General features: G+C 54.0%; 22 protein-coding genes, 1 tRNA gene and 1 pseudogene. 18 read left to right on the plus strand and 6 right to left on the minus strand.

The features are described from left to right. Positions 1 to 541 precede the first annotated feature (541 nt). Both paaX and paaY read left to right on the plus strand, forming a co-directional pair. The gene (gene paaX / locus JHD74_RS05070; RefSeq protein ID WP_074031571.1) at positions 542 to 1,483 is read left to right on the plus strand and encodes a phenylacetic acid degradation operon negative regulatory protein PaaX; all 942 of its coding nucleotides are present in this window, start codon (positions 542 to 544) and stop codon (positions 1,481 to 1,483) included. A gap of 12 nt (positions 1,484 to 1,495) precedes the next feature. Next, positions 1,496 to 2,092 carry a phenylacetic acid degradation protein PaaY gene (paaY, locus tag JHD74_RS05075; RefSeq protein WP_024485596.1) on the plus strand — a complete coding sequence of 199 codons (597 nt, stop codon included), beginning with the start codon at positions 1,496 to 1,498 and terminating at the stop codon, positions 2,090 to 2,092. A 29-nt stretch (positions 2,093 to 2,121) separates the two neighbouring features. Here paaY and JHD74_RS05080 read toward each other — a convergent pair whose 3' ends face one another. From JHD74_RS05080 to JHD74_RS05100, 5 genes are all read right to left on the minus strand, one after another. Next, entirely contained in the window at positions 2,122 to 3,525 is a 1,404-nt protein-coding gene (locus JHD74_RS05080; RefSeq protein ID WP_065683329.1) for an amino acid permease, read from the minus strand. Between the two features lie 14 nt (positions 3,526 to 3,539). Beyond that, a complete protein-coding gene (locus tag JHD74_RS05085; protein ID WP_074031570.1) occupies positions 3,540 to 4,724 on the minus strand; it encodes an amino acid aminotransferase in 1,185 nt (394 codons plus the stop codon). A 61-nt stretch (positions 4,725 to 4,785) separates the two neighbouring features. Then, positions 4,786 to 5,157 carry a RidA family protein gene (locus JHD74_RS05090; RefSeq protein WP_021805760.1) on the minus strand — a complete coding sequence of 124 codons (372 nt, stop codon included), beginning with the start codon at positions 5,155 to 5,157 and terminating at the stop codon, positions 4,786 to 4,788. Beyond that, positions 5,141 to 5,956, minus strand: a complete 816-nt coding sequence (locus tag JHD74_RS05095) for an alpha/beta hydrolase (RefSeq protein ID WP_199061906.1) — start codon at positions 5,954 to 5,956, stop codon at positions 5,141 to 5,143. The genes JHD74_RS05090 and JHD74_RS05095 overlap by 17 nt, the downstream gene beginning before the upstream one ends. Positions 5,957 to 6,180: 224 nt before the next feature. Beyond that, positions 6,181 to 7,086, minus strand: a complete 906-nt coding sequence (locus JHD74_RS05100) for a LysR family transcriptional regulator (protein ID WP_024528949.1) — start codon at positions 7,084 to 7,086, stop codon at positions 6,181 to 6,183. A gap of 102 nt (positions 7,087 to 7,188) precedes the next feature. On the opposite strand from JHD74_RS05100, the gene JHD74_RS05105 reads away from it, so the two are divergent. The 16 genes and pseudogenes from JHD74_RS05105 (at position 7,189) to pagP (ending at position 23,093) form a co-directional block, all read left to right on the plus strand. Beyond that, positions 7,189 to 7,815, plus strand: coding sequence for a glutathione S-transferase family protein (locus JHD74_RS05105; RefSeq protein ID WP_199061908.1), 627 nt, complete (start codon positions 7,189 to 7,191; stop codon positions 7,813 to 7,815). Position 7,816: 1 nt separating this feature from the next. After that, positions 7,817 to 8,740, plus strand: coding sequence for a pyridoxamine 5'-phosphate oxidase family protein (locus JHD74_RS05110; protein WP_199061910.1), 924 nt, complete (start codon positions 7,817 to 7,819; stop codon positions 8,738 to 8,740). A gap of 173 nt (positions 8,741 to 8,913) precedes the next feature. Further along, a complete protein-coding gene (locus tag JHD74_RS05115) occupies positions 8,914 to 9,138 on the plus strand; it encodes a YdcH family protein (protein WP_021180872.1) in 225 nt (74 codons plus the stop codon). A 318-nt stretch (positions 9,139 to 9,456) separates the two neighbouring features. After that, on the plus strand, positions 9,457 to 10,245 hold the full coding sequence (gene mtfA, locus JHD74_RS05120; protein ID WP_024528952.1) for a DgsA anti-repressor MtfA: 789 nt from the start codon (positions 9,457 to 9,459) through the stop codon (positions 10,243 to 10,245). A 93-nt stretch (positions 10,246 to 10,338) separates the two neighbouring features. Next, a tRNA-Asn gene (locus JHD74_RS05125) sits at positions 10,339 to 10,414 on the plus strand. A gap of 261 nt (positions 10,415 to 10,675) precedes the next feature. Beyond that, the gene (locus tag JHD74_RS05130; protein WP_199061912.1) at positions 10,676 to 11,845 is read left to right on the plus strand and encodes a histidinol-phosphate transaminase; all 1,170 of its coding nucleotides are present in this window, start codon (positions 10,676 to 10,678) and stop codon (positions 11,843 to 11,845) included. Positions 11,846 to 12,477: 632 nt separating this feature from the next. Beyond that, complete coding sequence (locus JHD74_RS05135; RefSeq protein WP_199061914.1) at positions 12,478 to 13,491, plus strand: LLM class flavin-dependent oxidoreductase; 1,014 nt, start codon at positions 12,478 to 12,480, stop codon at positions 13,489 to 13,491. Positions 13,492 to 13,501: 10 nt separating this feature from the next. Beyond that, positions 13,502 to 14,623, plus strand: coding sequence for an amidohydrolase (locus tag JHD74_RS05140; RefSeq protein ID WP_199061916.1), 1,122 nt, complete (start codon positions 13,502 to 13,504; stop codon positions 14,621 to 14,623). Positions 14,624 to 14,692: 69 nt separating this feature from the next. Next, positions 14,693 to 16,963, plus strand: a pseudogene (locus tag JHD74_RS26570) (NtaA/DmoA family FMN-dependent monooxygenase). A 9-nt stretch (positions 16,964 to 16,972) separates the two neighbouring features. Then, positions 16,973 to 17,482 carry a GNAT family N-acetyltransferase gene (locus tag JHD74_RS05155; protein ID WP_199061922.1) on the plus strand — a complete coding sequence of 170 codons (510 nt, stop codon included), beginning with the start codon at positions 16,973 to 16,975 and terminating at the stop codon, positions 17,480 to 17,482. Between the two features lie 11 nt (positions 17,483 to 17,493). Continuing rightward, entirely contained in the window at positions 17,494 to 18,420 is a 927-nt protein-coding gene (locus JHD74_RS05160; RefSeq protein WP_199061923.1) for an amino acid ABC transporter permease, read from the plus strand. After that, positions 18,404 to 19,183: an amino acid ABC transporter ATP-binding protein gene (locus JHD74_RS05165; RefSeq protein ID WP_024530900.1), complete on the plus strand. Its 780-nt coding sequence runs from the start codon at positions 18,404 to 18,406 to the stop codon at positions 19,181 to 19,183. Before JHD74_RS05160 ends, JHD74_RS05165 begins: the two co-directional genes overlap by 17 nt. Positions 19,184 to 19,191: 8 nt before the next feature. Continuing rightward, a complete protein-coding gene (locus JHD74_RS05170; RefSeq protein ID WP_199061925.1) occupies positions 19,192 to 20,085 on the plus strand; it encodes an ABC transporter substrate-binding protein in 894 nt (297 codons plus the stop codon). A gap of 139 nt (positions 20,086 to 20,224) precedes the next feature. Further along, positions 20,225 to 21,205: a GlxA family transcriptional regulator gene (locus tag JHD74_RS05175; RefSeq protein WP_199061928.1), complete on the plus strand. Its 981-nt coding sequence runs from the start codon at positions 20,225 to 20,227 to the stop codon at positions 21,203 to 21,205. A 77-nt stretch (positions 21,206 to 21,282) separates the two neighbouring features. Next, positions 21,283 to 22,293, plus strand: a complete 1,011-nt coding sequence (gene gap / locus JHD74_RS05180; RefSeq protein ID WP_024530897.1) for a type I glyceraldehyde-3-phosphate dehydrogenase — start codon at positions 21,283 to 21,285, stop codon at positions 22,291 to 22,293. A 272-nt stretch (positions 22,294 to 22,565) separates the two neighbouring features. Continuing rightward, positions 22,566 to 23,093: a lipid IV(A) palmitoyltransferase PagP gene (gene pagP, locus JHD74_RS05185; protein WP_051372450.1), complete on the plus strand. Its 528-nt coding sequence runs from the start codon at positions 22,566 to 22,568 to the stop codon at positions 23,091 to 23,093. A 69-nt stretch (positions 23,094 to 23,162) separates the two neighbouring features. Here the strand turns inward: pagP and JHD74_RS05190 are convergent, their stop codons facing one another. Then, positions 23,163 to 25,667, minus strand: a complete 2,505-nt coding sequence (locus JHD74_RS05190) for a PEP/pyruvate-binding domain-containing protein (RefSeq protein ID WP_199061930.1) — start codon at positions 25,665 to 25,667, stop codon at positions 23,163 to 23,165. Positions 25,668 to 25,669: the final 2 nt, after the last annotated feature.

Consider the following 25,669-nt stretch of genomic DNA (forward strand, 5'->3'; position numbering starts at 1 on the left):
CCCCTCACCCTAACCCTCTCCCACAGGGAGAGGGAACCGATCGAGTGTGCTTGAAATTAGTGTGACTCACCTTGGATGGGGAGGCGATCACGTTTGTGGAGGCTACCTCTTTACCTCCAAACGAGTAGGGGCTATCAGTTCCCTCTCGCTATGTGAGGGGACCGATTGAATTTGCTGAGATTATCACTTTACTTCCAAACGAGCTGGAGCTATCAGCTCCCTCTCCCTATGTGGTGGGACCGATTGAATTTGCTGAGATTATCACTTTACTTCCAAACGAGCAGGGGCTATCAGCTCCCTCTCCCTGTAGGGGGACCGATCGAGTTTGCTTAGATTACTTCTTTACCTCCGAACGAGCAGGGGCTATCAGCTCCCTCTCCCTGTAGGGGGACCGATTGAATTTGCTGAGATTATCACTTTACTTCCAAACGAGCAGGGGCTATCAGCTCCCTCTCCCTGTGGGAGAGGGTTGGGGTGAGGGGCAAGCCTTTGTCATTTATGCTAATGTCGTGTCTCAGCAAAAGCTTACCCAGGGAAAAATATGGAACATAAACTGGACGACTTTATCCGCCATGCATTAAGCGCCCAACCGATCAGCGGCACCTCGCTGATCATCTCACTCTACGGCGATGCGCTGAGCCATCGCGGTGGTGAAGTTTGGCTGGGCAGCTTAAGCGCACTGATGGAAGCCCTGGGCTTCGGCGATCGTTTTGTCCGTACCTCAGTGTTTCGTTTGCAAAAAGAGGGTTGGCTGGACGTAGAAAAGATTGGGCGGCGCAGCTATTACCGCGTTACCGAACAGGGGATGCGCCAGTTTCGCCATGCCGAATCCAAAATCTACCTTAGCGAACAACCGCAATGGGATGGCAAGTGGGAGCTACTGCTGTTGGAAAGTGCGGAAAAAACCGAGCGCGCACGGCTGAAAAAAGAGCTGGGCTGGCTGGGCTTTGGCCAGATCGCCAACAACCTGATGGCCGCCCCTACCCATGCGCAAACCGACGTCACCGCCCTGCTTGGCGAGCTCAACGCCAGTGAACAGGTGATCTACTTCCGTGCCGACTATCCCTATAATCGTTCCGAACAGACGCTGCGGCAAATGGTCGCCAACTGCTGGTCGTTGAGCGAGGTGGCCGGTTACTACCATGAGTTTATCGTCTCCTTCCGCCCGTTGATGGCCTTACTGCGCGAAGCCGACGAGCAGGAACTGACGCCCCTGCGATGCTTTCAGATTAAGCTATTGTTAATCCACTTTTTCCGCCGCGTGGTGTTGAAAGATCCCCTGCTGCCTGATGCCCTGTTACCCGCTCAATGGGAAGGCCAAATAGCCCGCAACCTGTGCATCAATATCTATCAGCGAGTGGATCGCGCCGCGACGGAATATGTCAGCGCCTTGGCAGAAACCTCCATCGGCACCTTACCTGCACCCAGTGCCGGTTACTATCGCCGCTTTGGCGGACTGCCGCGCGATCCCACTACATTTTAAGGAGTTTGTGCTATGCCCGTGTATCAGATTGACGGTTTGACGCCTGTGGTCGATCCCAGCAGCTATGTTCACCCCACCGCGGTACTGATTGGCGACGTGATTATCGGCAAAGGCGTCTACATCGGCCCCAATGCCAGCCTGCGCGGCGACTTTGGACGCATTGTGGTCGAAGACGGTGCCAACGTGCAGGATAACTGCGTAATGCACGGCTTCCCGCTGCAAGACACGGTGGTGGAACAAGATGGGCATATCGGCCACAGCGCTATACTGCACGGCTGCCGCGTACGCCGTAACGCGATGATCGGCATGAATGCCGTCATCATGGACGGTGCGGTCATTGGTGAGAACTCCATCGTCGGCGCGGGTTCCTTCGTCAAGGCCGCCGCAGAGATTGCCGCCAACCAACTGGTGATCGGCAGTCCGGCAAGGGTGATCCGCGAGCTGACCGAACAGGAATTAGCCTGGAAACGCACGGGTACACTCCAGTATCAGGAGTTGGTCTTACGCTGCAAAAACAGCCTGAAAGAAGTGGCCCCTCTCACTGAACCAGAGCCAGGGCGCCAACGCCTAAACTTCGGCGACCACATCATCCCCAAAAGCCAGCTTTAGCTGTTGGCCGGGCCGCAGCCCGGTCAACATTACTCCATACCCTGCACCGGTGCTTCAGTTGCAACCGATGCCTGCCCTCGTCGACTGTAGAAATAGATAGCTACCAACAACGCGGTGAATGGAATGCCAAACCACAGCGTCATTCTAAAGAAGTCCGTGAACAACGTGGTTATCATCAAGCCGGCCATCAGCAGCGCCCCCGCCAAGGTAAAGTAAGGATAACCCCACATGCGGAACTTGAGATGCGTCTGCGTATGCTGGCGGCGGAAGAACAGGTGGGTAACAAAGATCATCAACCAGGTGAAACAGGCACCGTATACCGAAATCGACATCATCACCGCAAAGGATTTCTCTGGAGCGGCAATACTCAGCACGATAGAGACAATAATCCCCACGCAGGAGAGCGCCAGCGCGTTGACCGGAATACCCCGTTTGCTAAGCCGCCCCAGCGCCGCCGGAGCCTGCCCGGCACGGGACAGTGAAAACATCATCCGGGTGGTGATATACAACTGGCTGTTCATGGCAGACAGTGCCGCAATCAGTACCACAAAGTTAAAGATCCCGGCGGCGGCTGGCAGATGGATCACGTTCATCGCCACCAGGAACGGGCTTTCACCGGTACCAGATTGCCGCCACGGCACGATGGCCAGCATCAGCGCTATCGACATCATATAGAAGATAAACAGCCGCAGAATGGTGCCTTTAAACGCGCTTTTCACGGCAACCACCGGGTTTTTCGCTTCCCCTGCGGCAACCGCGATCATCTCAATACTCAGATAGCTGAATATCGATACGATCACCGCAAACCACATGCCTTTCACCCCAAACGGGAAAAAGCCGCCGTTGTCGGTGAAGTTACGGATGCCGAAAGTCGGGTTAGCGGAAAACGCCAGGATACCGATGCCAATCATGATAAACGCTGAAATGGCCACCACCTTGACGGTAGAGAGTGCATACTCCACCTGGCCAAAAGACTTGACCCCAACCACGTTGACGACGATCACCGCCGCCGAGAACAACAGTACCCACGGCCAGATCGGCGTGCCTGGGAACCAGAACTGCATATACATGCCGATGGCGGTCACCTCAGTGCCTACCGCCAACACCACGCAAGACCAATAGGAATAGCGCACCAGAAAGCCAAACAGCGGGCTGAGGTAGAACTCGGCATAGTCGCCGAACGATCCTGGGGTTGGGTGCTCAGAGGTCATTTCCGCCAGGCATCCCATCAGCAGTAGCGCAATCACCCCGCCGATAAAATAGCTCAGCAGTACGCTTGGCCCAGCCATCTGGATCGCGTAAGCACTCCCCAGAAACAGGCCGGTACCGATGGCTCCACCGATCGCCAGCATCGACATCTGCCCGGCGGTCAGGTGCTTTTTCAGCCCATCCTGCCGCTGGGCGATAGCGTCAAAACGTTTCGCATCTTTCATGGTCGCTCACCTTTTTATGCGGTACGGGTAACGTCAAGGATGGCGGCGGTCACATAGTCCAGGTTTTGCTGGTTCAGGCCAGGCAGACACATCCTGCCGGGCGCCACCAGATAAATGGAATATTGCTGCCGCAGTTGGCCGAGCTGGCGTTCATTCAACCCGGTGTAGCTGAACATGCCCTTTTGATCGCGAATGCGGGTATAGTCCAGCGTGGTACCGCCCTGCTCCAGGCCAGCCGCCAGGCCAACGCGCATCTGTTTGATGCGTTGACGCATGGTGGTCAACTCACTGGCCCACTGTTGGTATAGCTGCGGGTCCGCCAGCAGGGTTTCCACAATTTGGCTACCGTGTGTCGGCGGGCAGGAATAACTGCGACGGATCAGCGTTTTCAATGCGCCCTTCACGTTCACCGCAGCCTCTGCCGTAGCACAGCGCACCGACAGCCCCCCTAAACGCTGGCCATACAGCGCCACGTTCTTGGAAAAAGAATTGCTGACCAGAAAGTCCACGTCGGTTTTCAACATCGCCCGCAGCGCGAAGCAGTCTTCTTCAAGCCCGTCGCCAAAGCCTTGATAAGCGATGTCAAAGAAAGGCAACAGCCGACGCCGTTGCACCACCTCGATCACCGCTTGCCATTGTGCTGGGCTGAGATCGGTACCGGTGGGGTTATGGCAGCAAGGATGCAGTAGCACCACCGCCCCTTCCGGCAAGGCAGAGAGCGTGTCGAGCATGGCTGCAAAACGCAGTTCACCAGACGCATCATCAAAATACGGGTAGGTATTCACCTTCAAGCCAGCCCCTTCGAAGATCGCCCAGTGGTTGGCCCAGGTCGGATCGGAGACCCAGATTTCGCGGCGCGCCAGATAGTGATAAATAAAATCGGCACCCAGCTTCAGCGCGCCAGAGCCACCTACGCTTTGCACCGTGGCAATACGGTCCGCTGGTTCACCAAACAGCAACGTCTGGATCTGGCGGGCAAACAGTGCAGAACCTTCGATTGGCGGGTAAGTATGTGGCCGCTGTTGTTCCAGTAAACGCTGTTCGGCAATATGGACGGCCTGCATCAGGGGAATATTACCCTGATGATCGTAATACAGACCAATACCCAAGTTAACCTTTTGCGGATTAGCATCCTGCATATAGGCTTCCATCAGTGACATAATAGGATCGGGCGTTGACGGGGTAATATGTGCGAACATAGATTATCCTTAACTCATTATGTAATGAATCAGCAGGTGAATATTATTTTATGAGAATTAATTACGCTGTAGCGCTAACGGTGATTTCTATTTTCATCCCCGGCACCACTAACTTATCAACAATCACCGTGGAGCGGTTGGGATACGGATAATTAAAATACTGTTGGTAGATTTTATCGAGCAGCTTAACGTCATTAACATCGGTAAGATAAACAATAACCTGTAATACATTATCACTATGGCTATTGGCAGCTTTCAGCGTGGTAGCTAAATTATCAAACGTCAGCGTGATCTGTTTTTCCGGGTCGCCAGTTTCAATAGTGCCATCCTGGCGGACCGGGCCATGGGCGGTGAATAACATCCCGCCACCTTTGGTTGCCCAGGAAAAAGGTTGCCCGATCTCTGGCAGGCCGGTTTCAATGACTGTGCGCATCAAGGTACTCTCCATCGGTAAGCAGGAAACGGTGCAGAGCGCCATCGGCAGCAAAGACCGCATCCAGCACGCTGTAATGATTAGCACCGGGGAGAGCATAGCGGCTAACCGGCAGCCCCTCTTCCCGCAATGCGGAATAATAATATAGCGATTGCCCAATCAGCTCCGGCAGCTCTGCCGCGCCGTAAAATAGCACCATCAGTTTCAAAGATGGCGGCATATTACGCGCCGGGCTTAAGGCCTCTATCTGCTGAGTGGTCAGCTTTAGCTGCTGGTTTACGTAGCTCGCCAGCAGCGGCTGCAACTCAAAAATACCGCTGATGGGAAACACCGCCTGCACCAGCGGATGGTGTTGCCAATACGCCGCCAGATGTCCACCAGCAGAATGACCAGTGAGATAAACCGGCTTATCACCACGCGGCTTCAGCCGACGCTCGATGGCATCCAGCGCCGCCCCTATTTGCTGGCAAATATCGTCCAGGTTAACCGCCGGTGCCAAAGTATATTCCACCAGCACCACATCAAAACCTAATGACAATGGCGTGCTGGCAATAAAAGCAAAATCCTGTTTATTACAAAATTGCCAATAGCCGCCGTGAATAAATATTATCGTGCCTTTATATTCTTCAGTTGAATAAAACCAGTCAAAAACTTCACGCGGCGAATTTCCATAAGCAATATTCAACTCATGGCGTTGCTGTTGGTAAACTCGCTGACTGCGGGATTGAAATGAGAGCAGGATCTCGTTTTCATCAGCCACCGTCGTAGCGTTATCGTAACTGCCCGCTAGAAGTTTCATATATTAAACTTTGTTTATTATTTAAGATGTGAGTTAACTATTAGCAACATGTTAAAATATTGTCAAGACGGCTGATGCGGCAATGCGTGATCGGCGATATAAATTTAATTTTTCGGGCAAAAAGTTTCACTGGTTAAACATTTCGAGCTTATTTTAAAGTTTCATCCATGAAACTCGAAAATAAATTGATGATAAAGAATGAGTGGGCACAGCATACGTCGCCCCTACGGGCGAGCCGGTTGTATTTGCGCAATTTGGCTGAGGTGCTGATAGGCATAATCCCAAAAGGTACGCACCTTCAGCGGCATGTATTGCACGTTATTTGCCACCAGTTGCACCGGTACTGGCTGGGGTTCGTAGGCGGCCAACAACCGCACCAGCGTGCCATTGGCCAGATCGTCCGCCACCTGATAAGACAGTAGCCGAGCAATCCCCTTGCCTGCTCGCACTGCCAACAGTTGAGTTTCCACCTCGTTCAACAACAAGCGCGGTGTCAAACGTACTCGCTCACCGCTTTCATTAGGCCCAAAGCGCCATTCACCTGACGTCGGACGAAGAGTGCCGACAATAGTGTCATGATCGCTCAACTGCGCCGGTTCCAGCGGCTCCCCGCGTTGCGCCAGATAGGCTGGGCTAGCCACGGTGACGCGTGTCACCTCTCCGAGCTTACGCGCCACCTTGGAGGAATCTTGTAAATGCCCGATGCGCACCGCCACGTCCAGCCCTTCATCGATCAGCTCCAGATTGCGGTCATTTAACTGCATATCGATCTGGATTTGCGGGTAACGTTCGAGAAAAGCCATCACCATCGGTGCCACGTGCTTGCGCCCGAACTGCACCGGCGAAGTCATACGCAGCAGCCCGCTCAGTTGAGCCTCTGCGGTATCCATTACCGCGTCTTGATAGTCATGCAACAGAGCACGCGCGCGTTCGGCTAAGCGCAACCCGGCCTCCGTGGGGGCCAGACGCCGGGTCGTGCGCTCCACCAACCGCGCACCAAACCGCTGCTCCAAAGAAGCGATAGCTCGGGTCACCGCCGGAGCGGAACGGCGCAGCTTGCGGGCCGCACCGGCCAAACTCCCTTGCTGGATCACCGCCACAAAAATCGCCAACTCATCCAAACGATCCATAGACTATTCCGCCAAGTGAAATTATCAATTGCCATCTTCCCGGATACCCATCATCTGGCGCAAGAGTATTCTGGTCAGGAAGACTATATAAGGAGACTCACTATGCAAACGTTGAAACTGTACGGCACCCCGGCCTCTGGCCATTGCCACCGCGTCGAGCTGCTGCTGCGGATGCTCGAGCTGCCTTATGAGTATTGCGAAGCCCCAGCGACGGTGCGCCAAAGCGAGGCGTTCCTACGGCTTAATCCCGTTGGGCAGATCCCGGTATTACTGGCCGATGGGCAGGTATTGACCGACAGCAACGCCATCATGGTGTACCTGGTGAAACGCTATGCGCCTGATAGCCACTGGTTGCCAGAAGATCCGTTGGCGGCCGCCCAGGTGCAAGCCTGGCTTTCCAAAGCGGCCGGAGAGGTGCGCTATGGCCCCGCATCCTGTCGGATGGTGGTGCAATTTTCTGCGCCAGAGAACTACCAGTCTGCACAAACCATCAGCGCTCGTTTTTTACCCCAGTTAGAGCAACACTTGGCAGAACGCGAGTTTTTGGCAACGTCTTTGCCGACAATTGCCGATCTGGCCTGTTACAGCTACGTGGCGGTCGCCCCGGAAGGTGGGCTTTCCCTCAAGACCTTCCCGGCAATCCAGCGCTGGTTAGATCGTATTGCCGCTCTGCCCGGGTTCTTCCGTATGCCAGCGTTACCCCTGCCTGACCAGGCTGTAGGCCAATAACATGTCTCCCTCCATGTTTCATCCCAATGAGCAGTTGGCTCAGGTTCTGGCCGGTTTTGATGCGGTGAGCGGGAATATCTACACTGCCATGCCTGATCAACATCGCGAGTTCTTCGCTCATCTGCCCTACCTGTTTGTTGCCACTCTGGATGAGCAGCAGTGGCCGGTTGCTACGTTGTTCAGTGGCCCCGCCGGTTTTTTGCGCTCGCCGGATGAAACACATTTGCGGATCGTTTCGCCACGCCGGGCGGACGATCCTGCTCAAGTAGCACTCTATCCCGGCCAGCCCATCGGCGCATTAGGATTAGATTTCAGTAACCGCAGGCGCAACCGGGTTAACGGCGTCATTAGCCGCACGGATAAAAACCGCGTGGAGATTGCGGTGCAACAAAGCTTTGGTAACTGCCCACAGTATATACAACGGCGGGAGCTGTTCGCCGAGCCGAGCGTCGCCGCACCCATTGAGCCGTTGAGTTCGTTAGATGATCAGGCCCGACAACTGATCGTGCAGGCGGATACCTGCTTTGTGGCCAGCTATGCTCACGGTGATTTAGCGCAAGGCGGTATGGATATCTCGCATCGCGGTGGTAAACCGGGCTTCATCCATCTGACTGGCGAAACCCTGTGGATACCGGATTTTCGTGGTAACCGCTATATGAACACGCTGGGTAATCTGTTGGCTCAGCCACGGGCTGCACTACTGTTTATCGATTTTACACACGGGGATATTCTTCATTTGCAGGGGAAAACCCAGATCTTATGGCAGGCAGAAAAAGCAGCCGTCGAAGGTGCCGAGCGCTACTGGCGGTTTGATATCACCAGTGCGTGGCGTTTTCGCCAGGCATTGGGCTGGCGCGGCAGAAACGTTGAGTTCTCTCCGGCAACGTTACGCACGGGTATTTGGCAAAATCACGTAGAAAGCTAAGCGGGCGCAGCATGCGGCGCCCATCCCCATTCAGCCACATTGCCACGCTGTCATCAATCTGCACAGCAGGATCTATTTTTGCTAGCTAGCGCCATTTTAAATAAATCCACGCTGGGTTACAGTGAAAGTGGAGAAGCCCTCCAGTGTACAGTTTGACTCAAAGGAGCTTGAGTATGTTTCCAGAATACCGTGAGTTAATATCGCACCTGAAATCAAGCCACCCCCGCTTCCAGTCATTGTTTGATAAGCACAACCAACTCGACCACCAAATCTCCAGGTTAGAAGGGCCAGCAGGCAACGGCTACTCTGACGAGGTGGTTCGCTTGAAAAAAGAGAAGCTACATATTAAGGATGAGTTACACAAAATACTAAAGGCAGAGGAAGCCGCAGCCAAGTAGCGCACGTCGATCCCCGCGCTACTGCGGGGATCACCGTTTGAGCTCCATTAAGCCCATTTGAATAAAATTGCTTATTTAACGCTTCGGATTCTATTCTTCGGGACTTTGGTCACAGACAAACTTAAGCGTAAGTGATTGAATAGTAGCGCAGAGAGGGTTTTAAATCCTCGCAGTGGGCAAAGCCCTGACAGTGTGCAAGGTCATCCCGTTCGCCACCCCGTTATCTCTGCGTGAAATGCTTGCTATAGAACCCCCTTTTGCGGCATGTTGACGCTATCAGCCCCAGCCGAATGTTCCAGTGACCCTTAGAGCAACGCAATGATTAAATGGCCGTGGAAAGCAAATCAAGCGCAGGCGGAAACGTTTGCCGACTGGCAGGAAGCCCTGTCCATCCCCCTGCTCTCACCGTTGGATGAGCAAGAGCAGCGGCGTTTGGCAGCGGTTGCCAGCCAGATTTTGCAAAACAAACGTATCGTGCCTTTACAAGGGTTGGAACTGACATCCCTGATGCAGGCGCGTATTGCCCTGCTGTTTGCGTTGCCGGTGATGGAACTGGGGGCAGAATGCCTGGACGGTTTTAACGAAGTCCTGCTCTACCCAACCCCCTTCGTGGTGGAAGATGAATGGCAGGATGATATTGGTCTGGTGCATTCCGGGCCGGTGGTACAAGCGGGCCAAAGCTGGGAACAGGGACCTATCGTGCTCAACTGGCTAGACGTGCAAGACTCCTTCGACCTTTCCGGTTTCAACCTGGTGATCCATGAAGCGGTGCACAAGCTGGATATGCGTAATGGCGGTACCGCCACCGGCGTCCCCCCCATCCCGCTGCGCGATATTGCCGCCTGGGAATACGACTTGCACGCCGCGATGGAAAACCTGCAGGATGAAATCGATATGGTGGGTGAAGAGGCCGCCAGCATGGATGCCTACGCCGCCAGCGATCCGGCTGAGTGCTTCGCCGTGCTTTCCGAGTATTTCTTTAGCGCCCCAGAGCTGCTGGCCAACCGCTTCCCCGCGTTGTACGAGCACTTCTGCCGCTTCTACAAACAAAACCCGCTGGCCCGTTTGCAGCGTTGGTATGCAGACAGCGAGCCACAACGGGGCTGAGTTTGCTCAGATGATGAGCTGTCGCACCCCCAGAATCAATTTTGCGTTGACACGATCTGAACGGCTGGATATGATGCGCCCCGTTCACACAATTCCTCTGTAGTTCAGTCGGTAGAACGGCGGACTGTTAATCCGTATGTCACTGGTTCGAGTCCAGTCAGAGGAGCCATATTTAGAAAAGCCCGCTTAGGTAACTAAGCGGGCTTTTTGCTGTCTGTGAAGCCATGCCCCCCGAATCGAATCGCCGATGACGCGGGCAAGCTGGCACCGCCGGGAAGTCTGAATACATGCATCATGGTGCAATCTTGCGCTCATCGTGGTGCATTATAGGGTGACTAATATTATAAATATCAATAAATCAACAAGTTGAAAACTGGCATGATTCCTGCGTGATCGCCTTGCAGTTATTTTACGACAAGGAGAAAACGTTATGTCAGCACATACTGTGGTAAATACACAGCGTCGCCAATTATTAAAACTCTCTGGAGCTCTAGCTGGCACTGTCACATTGGCTGGTCTCAGCCACCCTGCATTGTCAGAAACACTCCCCGCAAGTGATACCTTCGCGGTTCCTACTGCCGATAAACCCATTCGTATTAACTTTAATGAAAATGCGCTCGGCATGTCACCCAAAGCACAGGCTGCCGCACGTGATGCCGTCACCAAAGCCAATCGTTATGCCAAAGAAGAAATAATCACCCTAAGACACAAGCTAGCCAGTCAGTATCAGATACCAGAAACTGGTATTTTACTGACAGCGGGTTCTTCAGAAGGTATACGTGCGTCGATAGAAGCGTATGCCACACCGGACTCACAGTTGGTGATCCCGGAACTGACTTACGGCGACGGTGAACATTTCGCCGCCATTGCGGGTATGAAAATCACAAAAGTAGCGATGCTTGATGGTTGGCAATTTGATATCAACGGATTAAAACAAGCCGTAGAAAAGCATAAAGGCCCGTCGCTAGTCTATTTGGTCAATCCCAACAACCCGACTGCAACGATTACTCCGGCCGATCTGATCGAGCCCTGGATTAATAGCAAACCGGCTAACACGATATTTATTGTTGATGAAGCCTATGCGGAATTTGTTAACGACCCCCGTTTTCGTTCAGTTTCACCATTGGTAAAACAAGGTGCCGATAATGTGATTCTGTTGAAAACCTTTTCGAAGATTTTTGCCATGGCCGGGATGCGTGTCGGTTATGTGGTGGCACACCCGACAGTGATTGCCCGTCTTGAAAATTATGTTGCAGGAGAAAAAATCAACTTCTGCGGGGTAGATGCCGCTTTGGCTTCAATGGATGATCAAGCTTTCATTCGTTACAGCAAAAAAAGCAATGATACCTCGCGACAAATTTTACTACAGGCCCTGGATACGCTGAAAATCCCTTACCTGCCTTCCGAGGGAAATTTTGTTTTTCATAAGCTGGATGTGCCGTTGAAAGACTATCAGCAGCATATGAAAGATGCGGGGATTTTAATTGGTCGGGCATTTCCACCTGCGCAAAGCTGGTGCCGAATTTCGTTAGGGACACCTCAGGAAATGGCGTTTGTTGCAAAAACCATGCTCGACTTCCGTTCCAAGGGCTGGATATAACGAATGGCCCAGAAGCAGTCAGATATTGCTCCTGGGCCAGATTTTCCCCTCTGCGACGGATGCTGTGGGCCCCAGATTCACTGGCTTTACTGACCATGGATATGTGCATAACTCAATGACCTTTATCATATATCATTTTATAGCCGTTACACTTTAGCCGTAATAATTCATCATAATATCAAATATATGTTTTAACGTAACCAAGCCAACCTATTATTGAGTTTTTAATTTCTTCTATCGCATTAAAATTGAAGTTGCCAGCATACATATCCGAATTGAAATGAGGTCTATAGTTCACATCCGAATAGCAATTTAACAAACTTTCCGCATCATCCATTGAAATAAGGCGTGTAATAAAATTAGATGTTTCATACATTTTACTTTCTCTGTATGGATTGCTCATTGTTAACTCCGTTGTATTGTCAAATTTATAATATACCCGATAATTTTCAAGATACATGTGACTTTGTTGAATAAATCGGCGTTAAAAGTTGACTACTGCGTCACCTGATGATGGGTTTTATTGTTGATGCTTTCCCACTATTTAGCTAACTAAATGTAAATAAATTGTTTCCCCCAGCCTGCCCGGCGTTCCAATAATAAAACCATGTTAATTGGAACGAGTGTATGACATGTCTTATCGAATCAGCCTGCTGGATAAAAGCCCGGTTGCAGCAACGGAAACCGCGTCTGATGCCTTGCAGCGCACGCTGTACCTGGCAAAACAGGCCGAAACCTGGGGTTATCATCGTTTCTGGATTGCTGAACACCACAATACTCCTCACCTCGCCAGCCCTTCACCGGAACTGGTGATTGCCTGGATCCTTGGCCAGACTCGCCATATCCGCGTGGGTTCCGGCGGCGTAATGCTACAGCACTACAGCCCGTATAAGGTGGCTGAAAACTTCAACCTGCTGGCCTCGTTGGCACCTGGCCGTATCGATCTTGGCGTGGGTAAGGCCCCGGGCGGATTGCCATTGGCAACTCAAGCGCTGCAACAAGGTCTTCATCAGCAAGAGAAAGGCTCGTTTGCCGACCAGCTTGCGCAGCTTGATAACTGGCTCTCTTTGCCCGCCACAGACGAAGGAGATGAAGCCGTGCGAGCCACCCCCACCCCGTCGCATATTGCAGACCGTTTCCTGCTAGGAGCCAGCAACGAGAGCGCTTTGCTGGCGGCACAGCTGGGCTGGAACTTCGTTTTCGCGGCTCATCTTAATGGCGATAAGTCCCTGATGAGGGAAGTCCTTACTACCTGGCGAAACCACAGCCAACGCGACACGCTGGTGGCCGTGCAGGTGATTGTGGCCGCGAGCGAAGCTGAGGCAACCGCGCTGGCGGCACAGGTGGAGATCTGGGGGGTTGAGCTTGAGAATGGTCAGCGTGTAACCGTGGCAAGTGAGGCTCAGGCCCAGGCCTTTGCCCGCCAGGCGGGCAGCCCTGCCCGTCTGATTGAACAACGTACCCGTTCGCTGATTACAGGAACCGCCGCAACCGTCCATGCGGAGCTTTCCGCCTTGCAACAGGCGTTTGGGATTGACGAATTCATCATCGACACCCCGATCGCCGAGGGATCGGCGCGGATCGCTTCATTACGCCTGCTCGCAGAAGGTATTGCGAGCTATGCCACCGAAAATGAATCCGCCTAAAGGGTAAAAGATGACATTTGCACAGCAACTCATTGACTGGCGACGCGAGCTGCATCGCAACCCGGAACTTTCCGGACAGGAAATCGCCACCACCGCGCGGCTGCGCCACTGGCTCGAATCCGCCGGGCTGCGTCTACTGCCGTATGATCTCGCTACGGGTGTCGTGGCCGAGGTTGGCAAGGGCGAGAAAGTCATCGCCTTGCGTGCGGATATTGACGCCTTACCGATTGAGGAAGCAACAGGAGCCTCCTTTAGTTCACGCCATAAAGGAGTCATGCATGCCTGTGGGCACGATGTTCACAGCAGCGTGATCCTGGGAGCGGCATTGCTGCTTAAAAAGCGTGAAGCGCAGCTTGCTGGCCGGGTACGGTTGCTGTTTCAACCTGCGGAAGAAAACTTCACCGGGGCCAGAATGTTGATACAAGCTGGCGTTCTGCATGACGTGAGCGCTATTTTTGGCATGCACAATGAACCCGGCCTGCCGGTAGGGACCTTCGCCACCAGAGGAGGTGCCTTTTATGCCAACGTCGATCGCTTTGTGATTGGCGTAAAGGGCAAGGGAGCCCATGCGGCGCGCCCGCATGAAGGCGTGGATGCAATCGTGCTGGCCAGCCAACTAGTGACGGCGTTCCAGAGTATCACCAGCCGCAACATTAATACGCTTGAGTCCGCTATTGTCAGCGTTACCCGCATTCAAGGCGGCAATACCTGGAACGTGTTACCCGAAAAGGTTGAGCTAGAGGGCACGATACGCACGCACTCTGCCGATGTACAACGCCAGGTTGAAGGACATATCCGGCAGATCGCAGCCGGGTTGGCTGCCGCTTTCGGTGCAGAGATTGAGGTGGCGTGGTTTGCCGGTCCGACCATGCTGATCAACGACGACAAATGGGCAGCCTTTGCAACCGAAGTCGCTCAGGCTGAAGGGTATAAAACCCAGACCGCCGCCTTGCATATGGGGGGCGAGGATTTTGCCGCCTATCTGCACCAAATCCCCGGGGCGTTTGTCAGCATCGGTAGCGCCAGTGAATACGGCCTGCATCACCCGGCATTTAGCCCTGATGAAGCCTTGATTGAAGACGCCGCGCGCTATTTTTCGGCGTTGGCCGAAAGAGCGCTGCAAGCTATCTGACAGAGTAAATCAATATCAAGGGGATCCATATCCCTTGGAAAATCTATTGTCTGAAAATGAGGGGTAAACATGTCATTAAAACGACAACTGCGCCTGGGTTCAATATTACACGGCGCGTCTGGCAATATGTCCGCATGGCGACACCCGGCAGCACAGGCAGATGCCAGCATTAATTTTGACTTTGTGAAAAACACGGCCATCAAGGCCGAAGAGGGAAAGCTTGATTTCCTGTTTGTGGCTGACGGCCTTTACATTAATGAGAAATCCATACCGCATTTTTTAAATCGCTTTGAGCCACTGACGGTATTATCTGCACTCGCCGCCATTACCAGCCGTTTGGGATTGGTGGGCACCGTATCGACGTCCTACAGTGAACCCTTCACCGTGGCTCGTCAATTTGCCAGCCTGGACCATCTGAGCAACGGCAGAGCTGGCTGGAACGTAGTGACCTCACCGCTGGAAGGCTCGGCAAAAAACTTTTCCCGCGAAAAGCATCCTGAGCATGCATTGCGTTACCGCATTGCCGATGAATACCTGGATGTGGTGAAAGGACTTTGGGATTCTTGGGAAGAAGATGCATTTACTCGCGATAAAGCCACAGGCCAATATTTTGATCCTGCTAAATTACACACGCTGGATCACCACGGTGATTTTTTCCAGGTGGCTGGCCCGCTGAATATTGGCCGCACGCCACAAGGTCGCCCCATTATATTTCAGGCTGGCGCATCGGATGACGGAAAAAAATTAGCGGCGCGCCATGCTGATGCTATTTTCACCCACCATGAAACGCTGGAGGCGGCACAGGAGTTTTATCGTGACGTAAAAAGCCAGCTTGAACGCTTTGGCCGCAGCCCGGAGGAATTGCATATTTTCCAGGGTGTCAGCCTGATTGTCGGAAAAAATGCCGAGGATGTTGAACGCCAGTATCAGGTGACCGCAGCCCTGGTTTCCATCAAAGACGCGCTCAACTACCTTGGCCGTTATTTTGAGCACCACGATTTCAGCCAATACCCTCTGGATGCGCCCTTCCCCGATGTGGGTGAGCTCGGGCAAAACAGCTTTCGCAGCACCACCGATGAAATCAAGCGTAATGCCCGCGAACGTGGCCTGACGTTGCGCCAGGTAGCGCTGGAAGCCGCAACTCCCCGCCCACGCTTTCACGGTACGGCACAGCAGGTTGCCGATGGCCTGCAGCACTGGTTCGAAACCTTTGCAGCAGACGGTTTTATTATCCAGGGCGGTACGCCAGATACCTTCCCGCGTTTTGTCGATGAAGTGGTGCCCGTACTGCAAGCACGCGGCCTTTTCCGTACGGAATACCCGGGTACGACATTGCGTGAAAGTCTGGGTCTGACTTCGCCAGCTAATCAGTTCGCACCGCAATAAACCAATAACGATAAAAGAGACAACGCTATGCAGAAAACCCTATTACTCCTGGCGCTGGCGCTTAGCCCTGCCGCCTGGGCACAGAGTGTGACGATTAACGGTGCGGGCGTCAGCCTGGAGGCGAACAAGGCGCCGATCAATACCAAGATCAATCCGCAGGCGGTGGCCCAATTGCCGCAGGGTTATCACTTTGCCGTCCCTGGTAAATTCACCGTCGCGGTGTCAGCGCTCAATTCACCGCCGCTGACCGTGTTTGCCGAAGATAACAAAACGCTATTGGGCAGCGAGGTCGATATCGCCCGCCTGGTAGCGGATAGCCTGGGGCTGGAACTTAACGTCGTTCCGACTTCCTGGGAGGATTGGCCACTTGGCGTTTATTCCGGCAAATATGATGCCGCTATCAGCAATATTACCGTTACCAGGGAGCGCAAAGAGAGGTTCGACTTCGCCACTTACCGTAAAGACTCCCTCGGGTTCTACGTTAAGTCCGATAGCCCGATCAAGTCCATTGAGAAGGCAGAAGACATTGCCGGGCTGCGCATTATCGTCGGTTCTGGCACCAACCAGGAAGCCATTCTTCTGGCCTGGGATCAGGCAAATCAGCAGAAAGGGTTGAAGCCTTTTACCCCGATTTATACCAAAGACGACGCAGCCCAAACGCTGGCACTGCAGTCTGGGCGCGCCGACGCCTTCTTTGGCCCGAACGTGACTGGAGCCTGGAAGGCGGCACTCACTGGCAAAACCCGTCTGGCCGGGAGCGTGGACGGTGGCTGGCCAAAAGCGGCACATATCGCCGTGACGCTGAAAAAAGGCAGCGGCCTGGTAGCACCGGTACAAACCGCGCTGAATGGCGTTATCAACAATGGGGATTATGAAAAAGTGCTTAACCGCTGGGGAGAAGGCATTGAGCGCCTTTCGGCCTCCGAGATCAATCCGGCAGGATTAGGCGATTAAGGAGGCCACATGAGTGACATATTTCGTGATGTTTCGCCTGAAGCCAAAGAGTTGCAACCGATTATCAACGGGTTATTCGGCGAATATGCCGCCCGCTATGGCGACTATTTCTCCCGCGATGCCGAAGTGGAACTGGTGCAATGGTATCTGCCGCCGCAGGGGTTGTTTCTGGTGCTGGAGCGTGATGGCGAAATCATTGCGACCGGTGCTTACAAACCTTTTGACCCGCATACCGCAGAGCTGAAACGTATCTGGACACATCCGTCACTGCGCCAACAGGGCCTGGCGGGCCGTGTGGTACGGGAACTGGAACGTCGTGCCTTGCTGGCGGGTTATAGCCGCGTCTATCTCACCACCGGATTTCGCCAGCCGGAAGCCGTACAGCTTTATCTGGGACAAGGATACGAACCGCAGTTCGACGTTCACCGCGACCATGAAGAGTACAGCGTACCGCCCTATGACGGCCGCCTGCGTTTTATCAAAACGCTGACCTTCGCCAGTCAAAGCAATATCGCCTGAGGAGCCCACCGATGAATTCATCTTCCAGCATTAAAGTGGTTCCGGCGCGTTATCCGCTACGCACCGCTGGGGCCGTCGTGGCGCTTTTTGTATTGGCGATCGTCGTCCAGTCGATCGCCTTTAACCCTCGCTGGGAATGGGCGGTTTTTGCCCGCTGGTTCTTTGATCCGGTGATCCTCTCGGGGGTAGCGCAGACCTTGCTGCTGACGCTGCTAGGCACCGTACTCAGCCTGATCATCGGTGGTGCGCTCGCGCTATCGAGGCTATCGTCTTCATGGCTGTTAAACAGCCTGGCATGGGGCTATATCTGGCTGTTCCGTTCGCTACCGCTGATCGTGGTGCTGATTATTCTGTACAACTTTTCCTACCTGTACGAGCGGCTTTCCATCGGCATTCCCTTTACCGATATTGCTTTCGGCAGCTTTGCCACCATCAACGTGCTCGGCCAGTTTTCCACCGCAGTGGTGGGGTTAACGCTGGTACAAAGTGCCTATACGGCAGAGATCATTCGCGGTGGTTTTCTGGGTGTCGATCACGGTCAATATGAGGCCGCAGCTGCGCTAGGCTTACCCGCCTGGCGGCGTACCCTGCGTATTATTCTACCTCAGGCGCTGCGTACCATTCTGCCTGCCGGTTTCAACGAAATTATCAGCCTCGCCAAAGGGACCGCGATGGTTTACGTCTTAGCCATGCCTGAGCTGTTTTATACCATCCAGATGATTTACAACCGCACTCAGGAAGTGATCCCCCTATTGATGGTGGGTGCCGTCTGGTATCTGGCGATCACCAGCGTGTTATCGCTGTTGCAACACGTCGTCGAGCGCTGGTTGGCACGCAGCGAACGCCGCTCCGCCGTTAATCAGGAAGCGGGCAAACAGAACCCATCGCATCAGACTGCCCCAGCTGCACCGGAGGTGATCCATGTCCCCATCGCATAACACCCAAGGCCACATCTCCATTACCGGCGTCAGCAAGGTTTTTGGCCGTCATAAGGCTCTGGATAACGTTTCTCTGGAAATTCCACCCGGGTCGGTAACGGTGATCCTCGGGCCGTCCGGCTCAGGAAAGTCGACGCTGTTACGCACCATTAACCATCTGGAGCGCGTTGATGAAGGCTTTATTCAGATTGATGGCGACTACATCGGCTACCGTCTGTCGGGCGATAAGCTTTACGAACTGAAGGAGAAAGAGATCCTGCGTCAGCGCATCAACGTAGGGTATGTGTTTCAGAACTTCAATCTGTTCCCGCACCTCACCGTGCTGGAAAACCTGATTGAAGCCCCAATCGCCCATGGTCATCTGAACCGCCAGGACGCCATTAAGCAAGCGCTTGAACTGCTGGATGTGGTGGGCCTGCGCGATAAAGCCGATTCCTGGCCGCGTCATCTGTCTGGCGGCCAGCAGCAACGCATTGCGATTGCACGTGCACTGGCACTGCGCCCGCGCGTCATGCTGTTTGACGAACCCACCTCTGCACTGGACCCGGAACTGGTGGGGGAAGTGCTTGACGTTATCAAGAAGCTTGCCCGCTCCGGTACCACGCTGGTGGTGGTAACGCACGAGATTGGTTTTGCCCGGGAGGTAGCCGATCAGGTGGTGTTTATGGTTGATGGCAAGATCGTTGAACAAGGTCACAGCGAGGCGGTGCTCAAACGCCCGCAGCACCCACGCACCCGTCAATTCTTATCTAAAGTCCTTTAAGGGAAAAAATGAAATATACACTTCTGGCGCTGCTCTGGTTCAGTTCCGTCGCCTTGGCACAAGGGAATATCGATCTGGCTGCCAATGAACAACCGCTCCGCACAGCTAAAAATCCGCAGGCCATCGGTAAGATCCCAGCAGATTACCGCTTCGTAGAGCCAGGGACGCTGACGGTAGCCATCTCCGCGCTCAATTCACCACCGCTAGCGCTGTTGGCCAGCGACAATAAAACGCGCATCGGTAGCGATCCGGACATCGCGCGGCTGCTCGCCGACAGCCTGGGGCTAAAGCTGAAGCTGGTGCCAACCGCCTGGGAAGACTGGCCACTGGGGATCACTTCTGGCCGCTATGACGTTGCGCTAGTCAACATTGCCGTCACGGAACAGCGCAAGACCAAATTTGATTTTGCCACTTATCGCGCTGACTCACTGGCGTTCTCGGTCAAATCGACCAGCGATATTCAATCTATCAGTAAGCCCGAGGATGTGGCGGGGCTGCGGGTAATTGTCGGCTCCGGTACCAACCAGGAGAGAATTCTGCTGGGTTGGAATGAGCAGAATCAACGTGAGGGCCTGAAACCCGCACAGCCGATTTATCTGACCGATGACGCCTCCGGCAATCTTTATATTCAGTCTGGACGGGCAGATGTCATGTTCGGCCCGCAGTCGGTAGCCGCCTACAAAGCCGCGCTGACGGGCCAAACCCGCGTGGTCGGTCTGGGGCCAAAGAAAGCCTATGTGGCCACCACCACCAAAAAGGGCAACGGGCTGGTTCATGCCCTACAGGCTGCGCTAGACGGTACGATAGCGCAAGGTGAGTATCAACAGGTGCTGGCGCGCTGGGGTGAGCAAGGGGAAGGCGTTGCAGTATCCGAAGTCAATCCACCCGGGATCTCATACTAAGCCAAGTGGGCGCTGCATGCGGCGCCCCCTACGCTGGAACATGTTCGTCCCCTAAAAGTCAACATTGCCACTTTGTCCGTCACCCTCCCCCCACACAGCCCACACTTGACTTATTTTGTCTAATTTGTATTTTAAGGACATGCACACTTTTTTGATTATCGTCCCCGAAGGGGGCATGCTATTCGAGCCTACGGGCATTGCCGATATCCTGATGCAAGCCAACCGCTTGAGGCCGACGGATACCGCGCATCCACCGTATCGGGTGTCGATTGCCACGACCCAGGCGCACCGCGTGATCCATGGGGGCTCAGGGCTGAATCTACTGGCCGATCACCGTCTCACTGATCTTGACCCTACGCTGCCGCATGACACCATTATGATCACCGGCAGAGGTATGAGCGTTGAGGAAAGCGATATCGTCGTCAGTTGGCTGCGTCAGGCTGCGCCGTATGCACGGCGGATCGTATCGATTTGCGGCGGTGCGTGGCTATTGGCTCAGGCCGGTTTGCTTGATGGCCGCCGAGCCACCACACACTGGCGGCTACTTGAAGCGATGCAAGCTCAATTCCCCAATGTCCACGTTGAGAAAGGCCCGATTTATCTTCAGGACGGCAATATCTGGACCTCCGCTGGCGTCAGTTCAGGCTTCGACCTCACCCTGGCTTTAGTGGAAGACGATCACAGCTTCACGTTAGCGCGCGATGTCGCCCAAGACTTGGTGATGTTCTTGCGTCGCCCCGGAGGACAATCTCAGTTCAGCCGTTTTCTGCTCAGCCAAGCCAGCTCGCCTGGCCCAATCCGAGACCTGCAAACGTGGATACTGCAAAATCTGTCCGACGATTTATCCGTTGAAAGGCTGGCGGAACACGTTGCCATGAGCCCAAGGAATTTTACCCGCGTTTTCACCCGTGAAACCGGGATCAGCCCCGCCAAGTATGTGGAAGAAGTCCGCCTCGACGTAGCACGGCAACACCTGGAACAAAGCTCGGATAAGCTCGAACAAATCGCCACCGCCACGGGTTTTGGCAACAGCCTCAACCTGCGTCGCGTGTTTGAAAGAAATCTACAACTCACGCCGTCAGATTATCGAGAGCGTTTTCACGCTCGCAACATGTCCTAAATTGATTGTTATTTGTCATTTACGCCAAATCACCCACGCACTATTTTGGAACCAGATAACTCACCTAGGAGCACATCATGGTCAAAGTAGGCATTAATGGATTTGGTCGAATTGGCAGAAACGTACTGCGCGCCGCGCTGGGTCGCAATGACTTTCAGGTAGTGGCAATCAATGACCTGACCGACAGCAAAACCCTGGCTCATCTTCTGAAATACGACTCGCTGCAAGGCACATTGGCCGCCAGTGTTGAAGCCTCTGAAGGGCAGTTACTGGTGGATGGCCAAACCATCCACGTCTTCTCCGAGCGCGATCCAGGCGCTATTGCATGGAGCAGCGTGGGGGTTGATGTAGTCATCGAAGCCACCGGATTCTTCACCGACAAAGCCAAAGCTGAAGTACACATCACCAAGGGTGGCGCAAAACGGGTGATTTTATCTGCGCCCGGTAAAGACGATGACATCACGGTCGTGATGGGTGTCAACCATGAGAAATACGATCCCGCCTTGCATAAAGTGGTTAGCAACGGCAGCTGTACAACTAACGGTTTGGCACCGGCAGCACAGGTCCTGCACCAAAGCTTCGGTATTGAACATGGTTTGATGAACACCACCCATGCCTATACCAACAGCCAGGCCTTGCACGATCAACCTGAAAAAGATCTGCGCGGAGCCCGTGCCGCCGCACTGTCTATCGTGCCTTATTCTAGTGGCGCGGCGAAAGCGCTCGGTAAAGTGATCCCGGAATTGGACGGACGCCTGACCGGCTATTCACTGCGCGTGCCAGTGCCCGTGGTGTCGATTGTTGATCTGACCGTCACGCTCAAACGTGATGTGACGGTAGAAGAAGTGAACGCGGCATTTCGCAAAGCGGCAACCTCAGGACCCTTGCAAGATATCTTGGGCTACAGCGATGAGCCTTTGGTATCGAGCGACTATCAGGGTGACCCACGGTCATCAATTATCGACGGGCTGTCTACGTTGGTCATTGGCGGCAATCTGGTGAAGATCCTCGCCTGGTATGACAACGAATGGGCTTTCTCTAACCGTCTGGTTGACCTGGCTGTTTTGATGGATCAACGCGGTTTGTAATTTCTCTAAGCGGGCGCTCTATGCAGCGCCCCTTCTCGCCCCCCCTCCTCTCCATCCGCTCCACAAACCAGCCAATGAATTTTAGCGAGGACCAGACAGAAAAGCGCCAGCCATCGGCTAGACTTTAACTTGTCAGTGTAATACTGCTGGTACGATACCTATAAAGAGAAAAATTACTTCATAAACAGAATACTATGGGTCATTACTCATCAAAGGAGCACGCTATGCGGATGTTTCTTGCAGTGGTCTGGACAGGGCTGTTATTACTAACCATGCCAACTCATGCAGCAGAACCGGAACCCAGTACCGGGAGGGTCTCGGGTTGGTGGAATTCTTTAACCAGCGGAGTCGCACAAACCTGGGAGGATCCGCAATACCACGATTTGTATCTCCCCTTTATCAGTTGGCACGCCCGCTTTATGTACGACAAGGAAAAAACGGATAACTACAATGAGATGCCGTGGGGCGGTGGCTTTGGGATCTCCCGCTATAACGAAGAGGGAGACTGGAGCGCCCTGTATGCCATGATGTTTAAAGACTCCCATAATGAATGGCAGCCGATTGCCGGCTATGGCTGGGAAAAGGGCTGGTATCTGGATCAGAATCAAGATTTCCGCCTTGGGCTTGGAGTGACGGCGGGGATCACCGCACGCCGGGATTTCGGTAACTACATTCCATTGCCTATCGTGCTGCCACTGTTCTCCGCTGGCTATAAGCAGGCAACCGTTCAGTTCACCTATATCCCCGGAACCTACAACAACGGCAACGTGCTGTTTGCCTGGTTACGCTTTAGTTTTTAATAACCGGGGATTTATGGCGGGTAGAAAAAGGCCCATTTACTCATTTAAATGGGCTTTCTTTCGAGCAACTTACAACACACTGACCGTTCCGGTCTTACCATCCAGCCGAACACGCATGCCGTTTTCCAAACGGGTCATCACGCCCTTGACGCTCATTACGGCGGGCAGTTGCAGCTCACGTGCCGTTACTGCCCCGTGAGATAGCGGCCCGCCGCTTTCGGTAATGACGCCACTGGCACGATAAAACAGCGTCGTCCAGGCCGGGTTGGTGGTGCGCGCCACCAGGATCGCCCCTTTGGGGAATAGGGCAAAATCTTCCGGGCTGTGGATCAGGAACACGTCGCCCTCAATGGTGCCGGGGCTACCCGCCAAGCCTTTCAACTCGTTGCCGGTCGGGATGTCTTCCGGATTGGCCTGCTCGCCGAAATTCCACGCTGGGCTTTGCCGCTTAGCCTGTTGCCAGCCCACCTTGTTATCTCGCACCGCGTGTGCCAGTGGTTCAAACCGATCCTGCCTCACCGCTTCATCAATCACGTTGAACGGTGCGAAGTAGATGTCGCTGGCCTCGCTCAATACCCCACGCGCCACCAGTCTTTCCCCCACCTCTTTGATCCCTTTGCGGAACGGCAACGTCAGGCGCGTGGTCTGGTAATGCTCCAGATCGTCCAGGTAGGTATAAACTCGGGCCAGACGGATCACTTCTTCAATAAAATAACGCATCCCTTCCGGGGCCTGGCTCAAAAACTGGTGCTGTGCCGCCGAGGCCGCCAACTTGGCATTCAACGCCTGTCCAGCCAAATCTTCATCGGCCAGCTCCACCAGCATATTCAACTGATCGAGCACGATATGCGGTGCCTCCAGCCAGGTTGGATAGTAGGCATCAAAGTCCAGCTCACGGTGACCATGGCGCTGCAGGAACTGCGTCAGCTGTGCCTCAAATACCGGGTAGGCGTGCAGTTGATTGACCAACTCTCTTGAAGGCAACTGTTCAAACGCCTGCTGCAAGGCCACGTCATTGCGTATCTGCCGGGAAAGCTCCCAAAGCTCCGCATTCACCTGCCCGGTTTTGGTATCGGAAACCGACAGCAGCAGGTCAAACATCGCTTTGGCCTCCGTTGGCGCCAGCGACATGTTCAGGATCTGGTAGAGCACGGCATACAATGTGCGCTGAGTTAGTGAAATGGCAATATTAGGCAGGAAGTAGCGTTTACCAGCATCGCGCACGTTCAGTACGTATTGCCAACACTCATCCAGTTTGCGGGCAGAAAGGTCTTCACGTAGCAGTGCACCGATCTCTAACAGGTAGGTATCCAGATCGCGCATCCAGAAAACAGGTAACTCCTGAACCCAAGAGTAGCGCCTGGCCAGCTCAGGGAGTGCCACCTGCAGTTGTTCGATAGAGCTGATGCCCCCCGGCATGCCGCCCGCATAGAGCTCTACCGCATTTTGATTGCCATAAATATAGAAATTCTTGATAGCAAACCACTTACCACCAAAGTGCGGCAGGCCCATCAACTCAAAGGAAAAGTTCAGCGATTCATGGAAACCCTCTTCGGCCAGATCCCAGGTCAGCGGGGTCACCGCATTGGGGAAGCGCTCTGCGGACTCATCACGCGTCCAGCGTTCAGGTACATAGGTCACTGGCCGTGATTGCAGCAGATAGCAGTCTCCGGCAGAAAACGCCCACTCGATGTCCTGTGGAAAACCAAAGAATGTCTGCGCCTGCCGGGCCATTTTTGCCACCATCTGGCACTGGGCATCGGTCAGCGAGGGTTGCCCCATCTGCTCGGCAGAGAGTGCCAGATGCTTAACCCCTTGAGTATCCTTGAGGATAATCTCGCGTTTGTGCCCGATATTGCGCTCCACCACAGTAAAGTCTGGTAGCGCTACGCGGAACTCATCGATTTCCTGCTCTCCCCCGACCACCGATTCGCCCAGCCCAAAGCAGGCATTAATCAGCACCCGGTTCAGATCGCCCTGCACAGGATCGATCGAGAAAGCGACCCCCGCACTGTCTGCTGCCGTCATCTCCACCATCTTCTGTACCACCACCGCCATTGAGGCATCCAGGTGGGCAAGACCCAGGCGAGAGCGATAAAGCATCGCATGCTCATGCCACAAGGAGGCGTAACAATCCCGTAGCGCTGTGAGGGTTTCTGCCATTCCATGTATATTGAGGAAAGTATCGTGCTGCCCGGCAAAGGCGGCGCCTGGCAAATCCTCAAAGGTGGAAGACGAGCGTACGGCAACTGCCCAGTGCTCCTCCCCCATTGCCTGCAACCGTTCGACAATCGGCTGCGACAGCGCCTCATCAATAGGTTGTGCGCGAATCAGTTGCTGAATACTCTGACTCTGCGCGGCGACATTGTCACTCTGCTGCAAAATAGCGGCGATCTGTGATTTTAGAGGGGCGAGAAACTGGCGGTATGCCCCGCTGGTAACGATAAACCCTGGGGGGACCGGTAAACCACCAGCGGTAAGGCGTGCCAGACAGGCACCTTTCCCCCCGCTCAGTTGCAGCTCGGTGGCACGGACATCGGAAAAGACCAACGTAAAATCTGTTGCTACGTGCATGT

The sequence above is a fragment of the Serratia sp. ASV30 genome (genome assembly GCF_016428815.1).
Classification (GTDB): domain Bacteria; phylum Pseudomonadota; class Gammaproteobacteria; order Enterobacterales; family Enterobacteriaceae; genus Chania; species Chania fonticola_C.

Bases quoted from the DNA above. Each gene is read 5' to 3' on its own strand.
- paaX (WP_074031571.1), top strand. From the start codon at position 542: ATGGAACATAAACTGGACGACTTTATCCGCCATGCATTAAGCGCCCAA.
- paaY (WP_024485596.1), top strand. From the start codon at position 1,496: ATGCCCGTGTATCAGATTGACGGTTTGACGCCTGTGGTCGATCCCAGC.
- JHD74_RS05080 (WP_065683329.1), bottom strand. From the start codon at position 3,525: ATGAAAGATGCGAAACGTTTTGACGCTATCGCCCAGCGGCAGGATGGG.
- JHD74_RS05085 (WP_074031570.1), bottom strand. From the start codon at position 4,724: ATGTTCGCACATATTACCCCGTCAACGCCCGATCCTATTATGTCACTG.
- JHD74_RS05090 (WP_021805760.1), bottom strand. From the start codon at position 5,157: ATGCGCACAGTCATTGAAACCGGCCTGCCAGAGATCGGGCAACCTTTT.
- JHD74_RS05095 (WP_199061906.1), bottom strand. From the start codon at position 5,956: ATGAAACTTCTAGCGGGCAGTTACGATAACGCTACGACGGTGGCTGAT.
- JHD74_RS05100 (WP_024528949.1), bottom strand. From the start codon at position 7,086: ATGGATCGTTTGGATGAGTTGGCGATTTTTGTGGCGGTGATCCAGCAA.
- JHD74_RS05105 (WP_199061908.1), top strand. From the start codon at position 7,189: ATGCAAACGTTGAAACTGTACGGCACCCCGGCCTCTGGCCATTGCCAC.
- JHD74_RS05110 (WP_199061910.1), top strand. From the start codon at position 7,817: ATGTCTCCCTCCATGTTTCATCCCAATGAGCAGTTGGCTCAGGTTCTG.
- JHD74_RS05115 (WP_021180872.1), top strand. From the start codon at position 8,914: ATGTTTCCAGAATACCGTGAGTTAATATCGCACCTGAAATCAAGCCAC.
- mtfA (WP_024528952.1), top strand. From the start codon at position 9,457: ATGATTAAATGGCCGTGGAAAGCAAATCAAGCGCAGGCGGAAACGTTT.
- JHD74_RS05130 (WP_199061912.1), top strand. From the start codon at position 10,676: ATGTCAGCACATACTGTGGTAAATACACAGCGTCGCCAATTATTAAAA.
- JHD74_RS05135 (WP_199061914.1), top strand. From the start codon at position 12,478: ATGTCTTATCGAATCAGCCTGCTGGATAAAAGCCCGGTTGCAGCAACG.
- JHD74_RS05140 (WP_199061916.1), top strand. From the start codon at position 13,502: ATGACATTTGCACAGCAACTCATTGACTGGCGACGCGAGCTGCATCGC.
- JHD74_RS05155 (WP_199061922.1), top strand. From the start codon at position 16,973: ATGAGTGACATATTTCGTGATGTTTCGCCTGAAGCCAAAGAGTTGCAA.
- JHD74_RS05160 (WP_199061923.1), top strand. From the start codon at position 17,494: ATGAATTCATCTTCCAGCATTAAAGTGGTTCCGGCGCGTTATCCGCTA.
- JHD74_RS05165 (WP_024530900.1), top strand. From the start codon at position 18,404: ATGTCCCCATCGCATAACACCCAAGGCCACATCTCCATTACCGGCGTC.
- JHD74_RS05170 (WP_199061925.1), top strand. From the start codon at position 19,192: ATGAAATATACACTTCTGGCGCTGCTCTGGTTCAGTTCCGTCGCCTTG.
- JHD74_RS05175 (WP_199061928.1), top strand. From the start codon at position 20,225: ATGCACACTTTTTTGATTATCGTCCCCGAAGGGGGCATGCTATTCGAG.
- gap (WP_024530897.1), top strand. From the start codon at position 21,283: ATGGTCAAAGTAGGCATTAATGGATTTGGTCGAATTGGCAGAAACGTA.
- pagP (WP_051372450.1), top strand. From the start codon at position 22,566: ATGCCAACTCATGCAGCAGAACCGGAACCCAGTACCGGGAGGGTCTCG.
- JHD74_RS05190 (WP_199061930.1), bottom strand. From the start codon at position 25,667: ATGCACGTAGCAACAGATTTTACGTTGGTCTTTTCCGATGTCCGTGCC.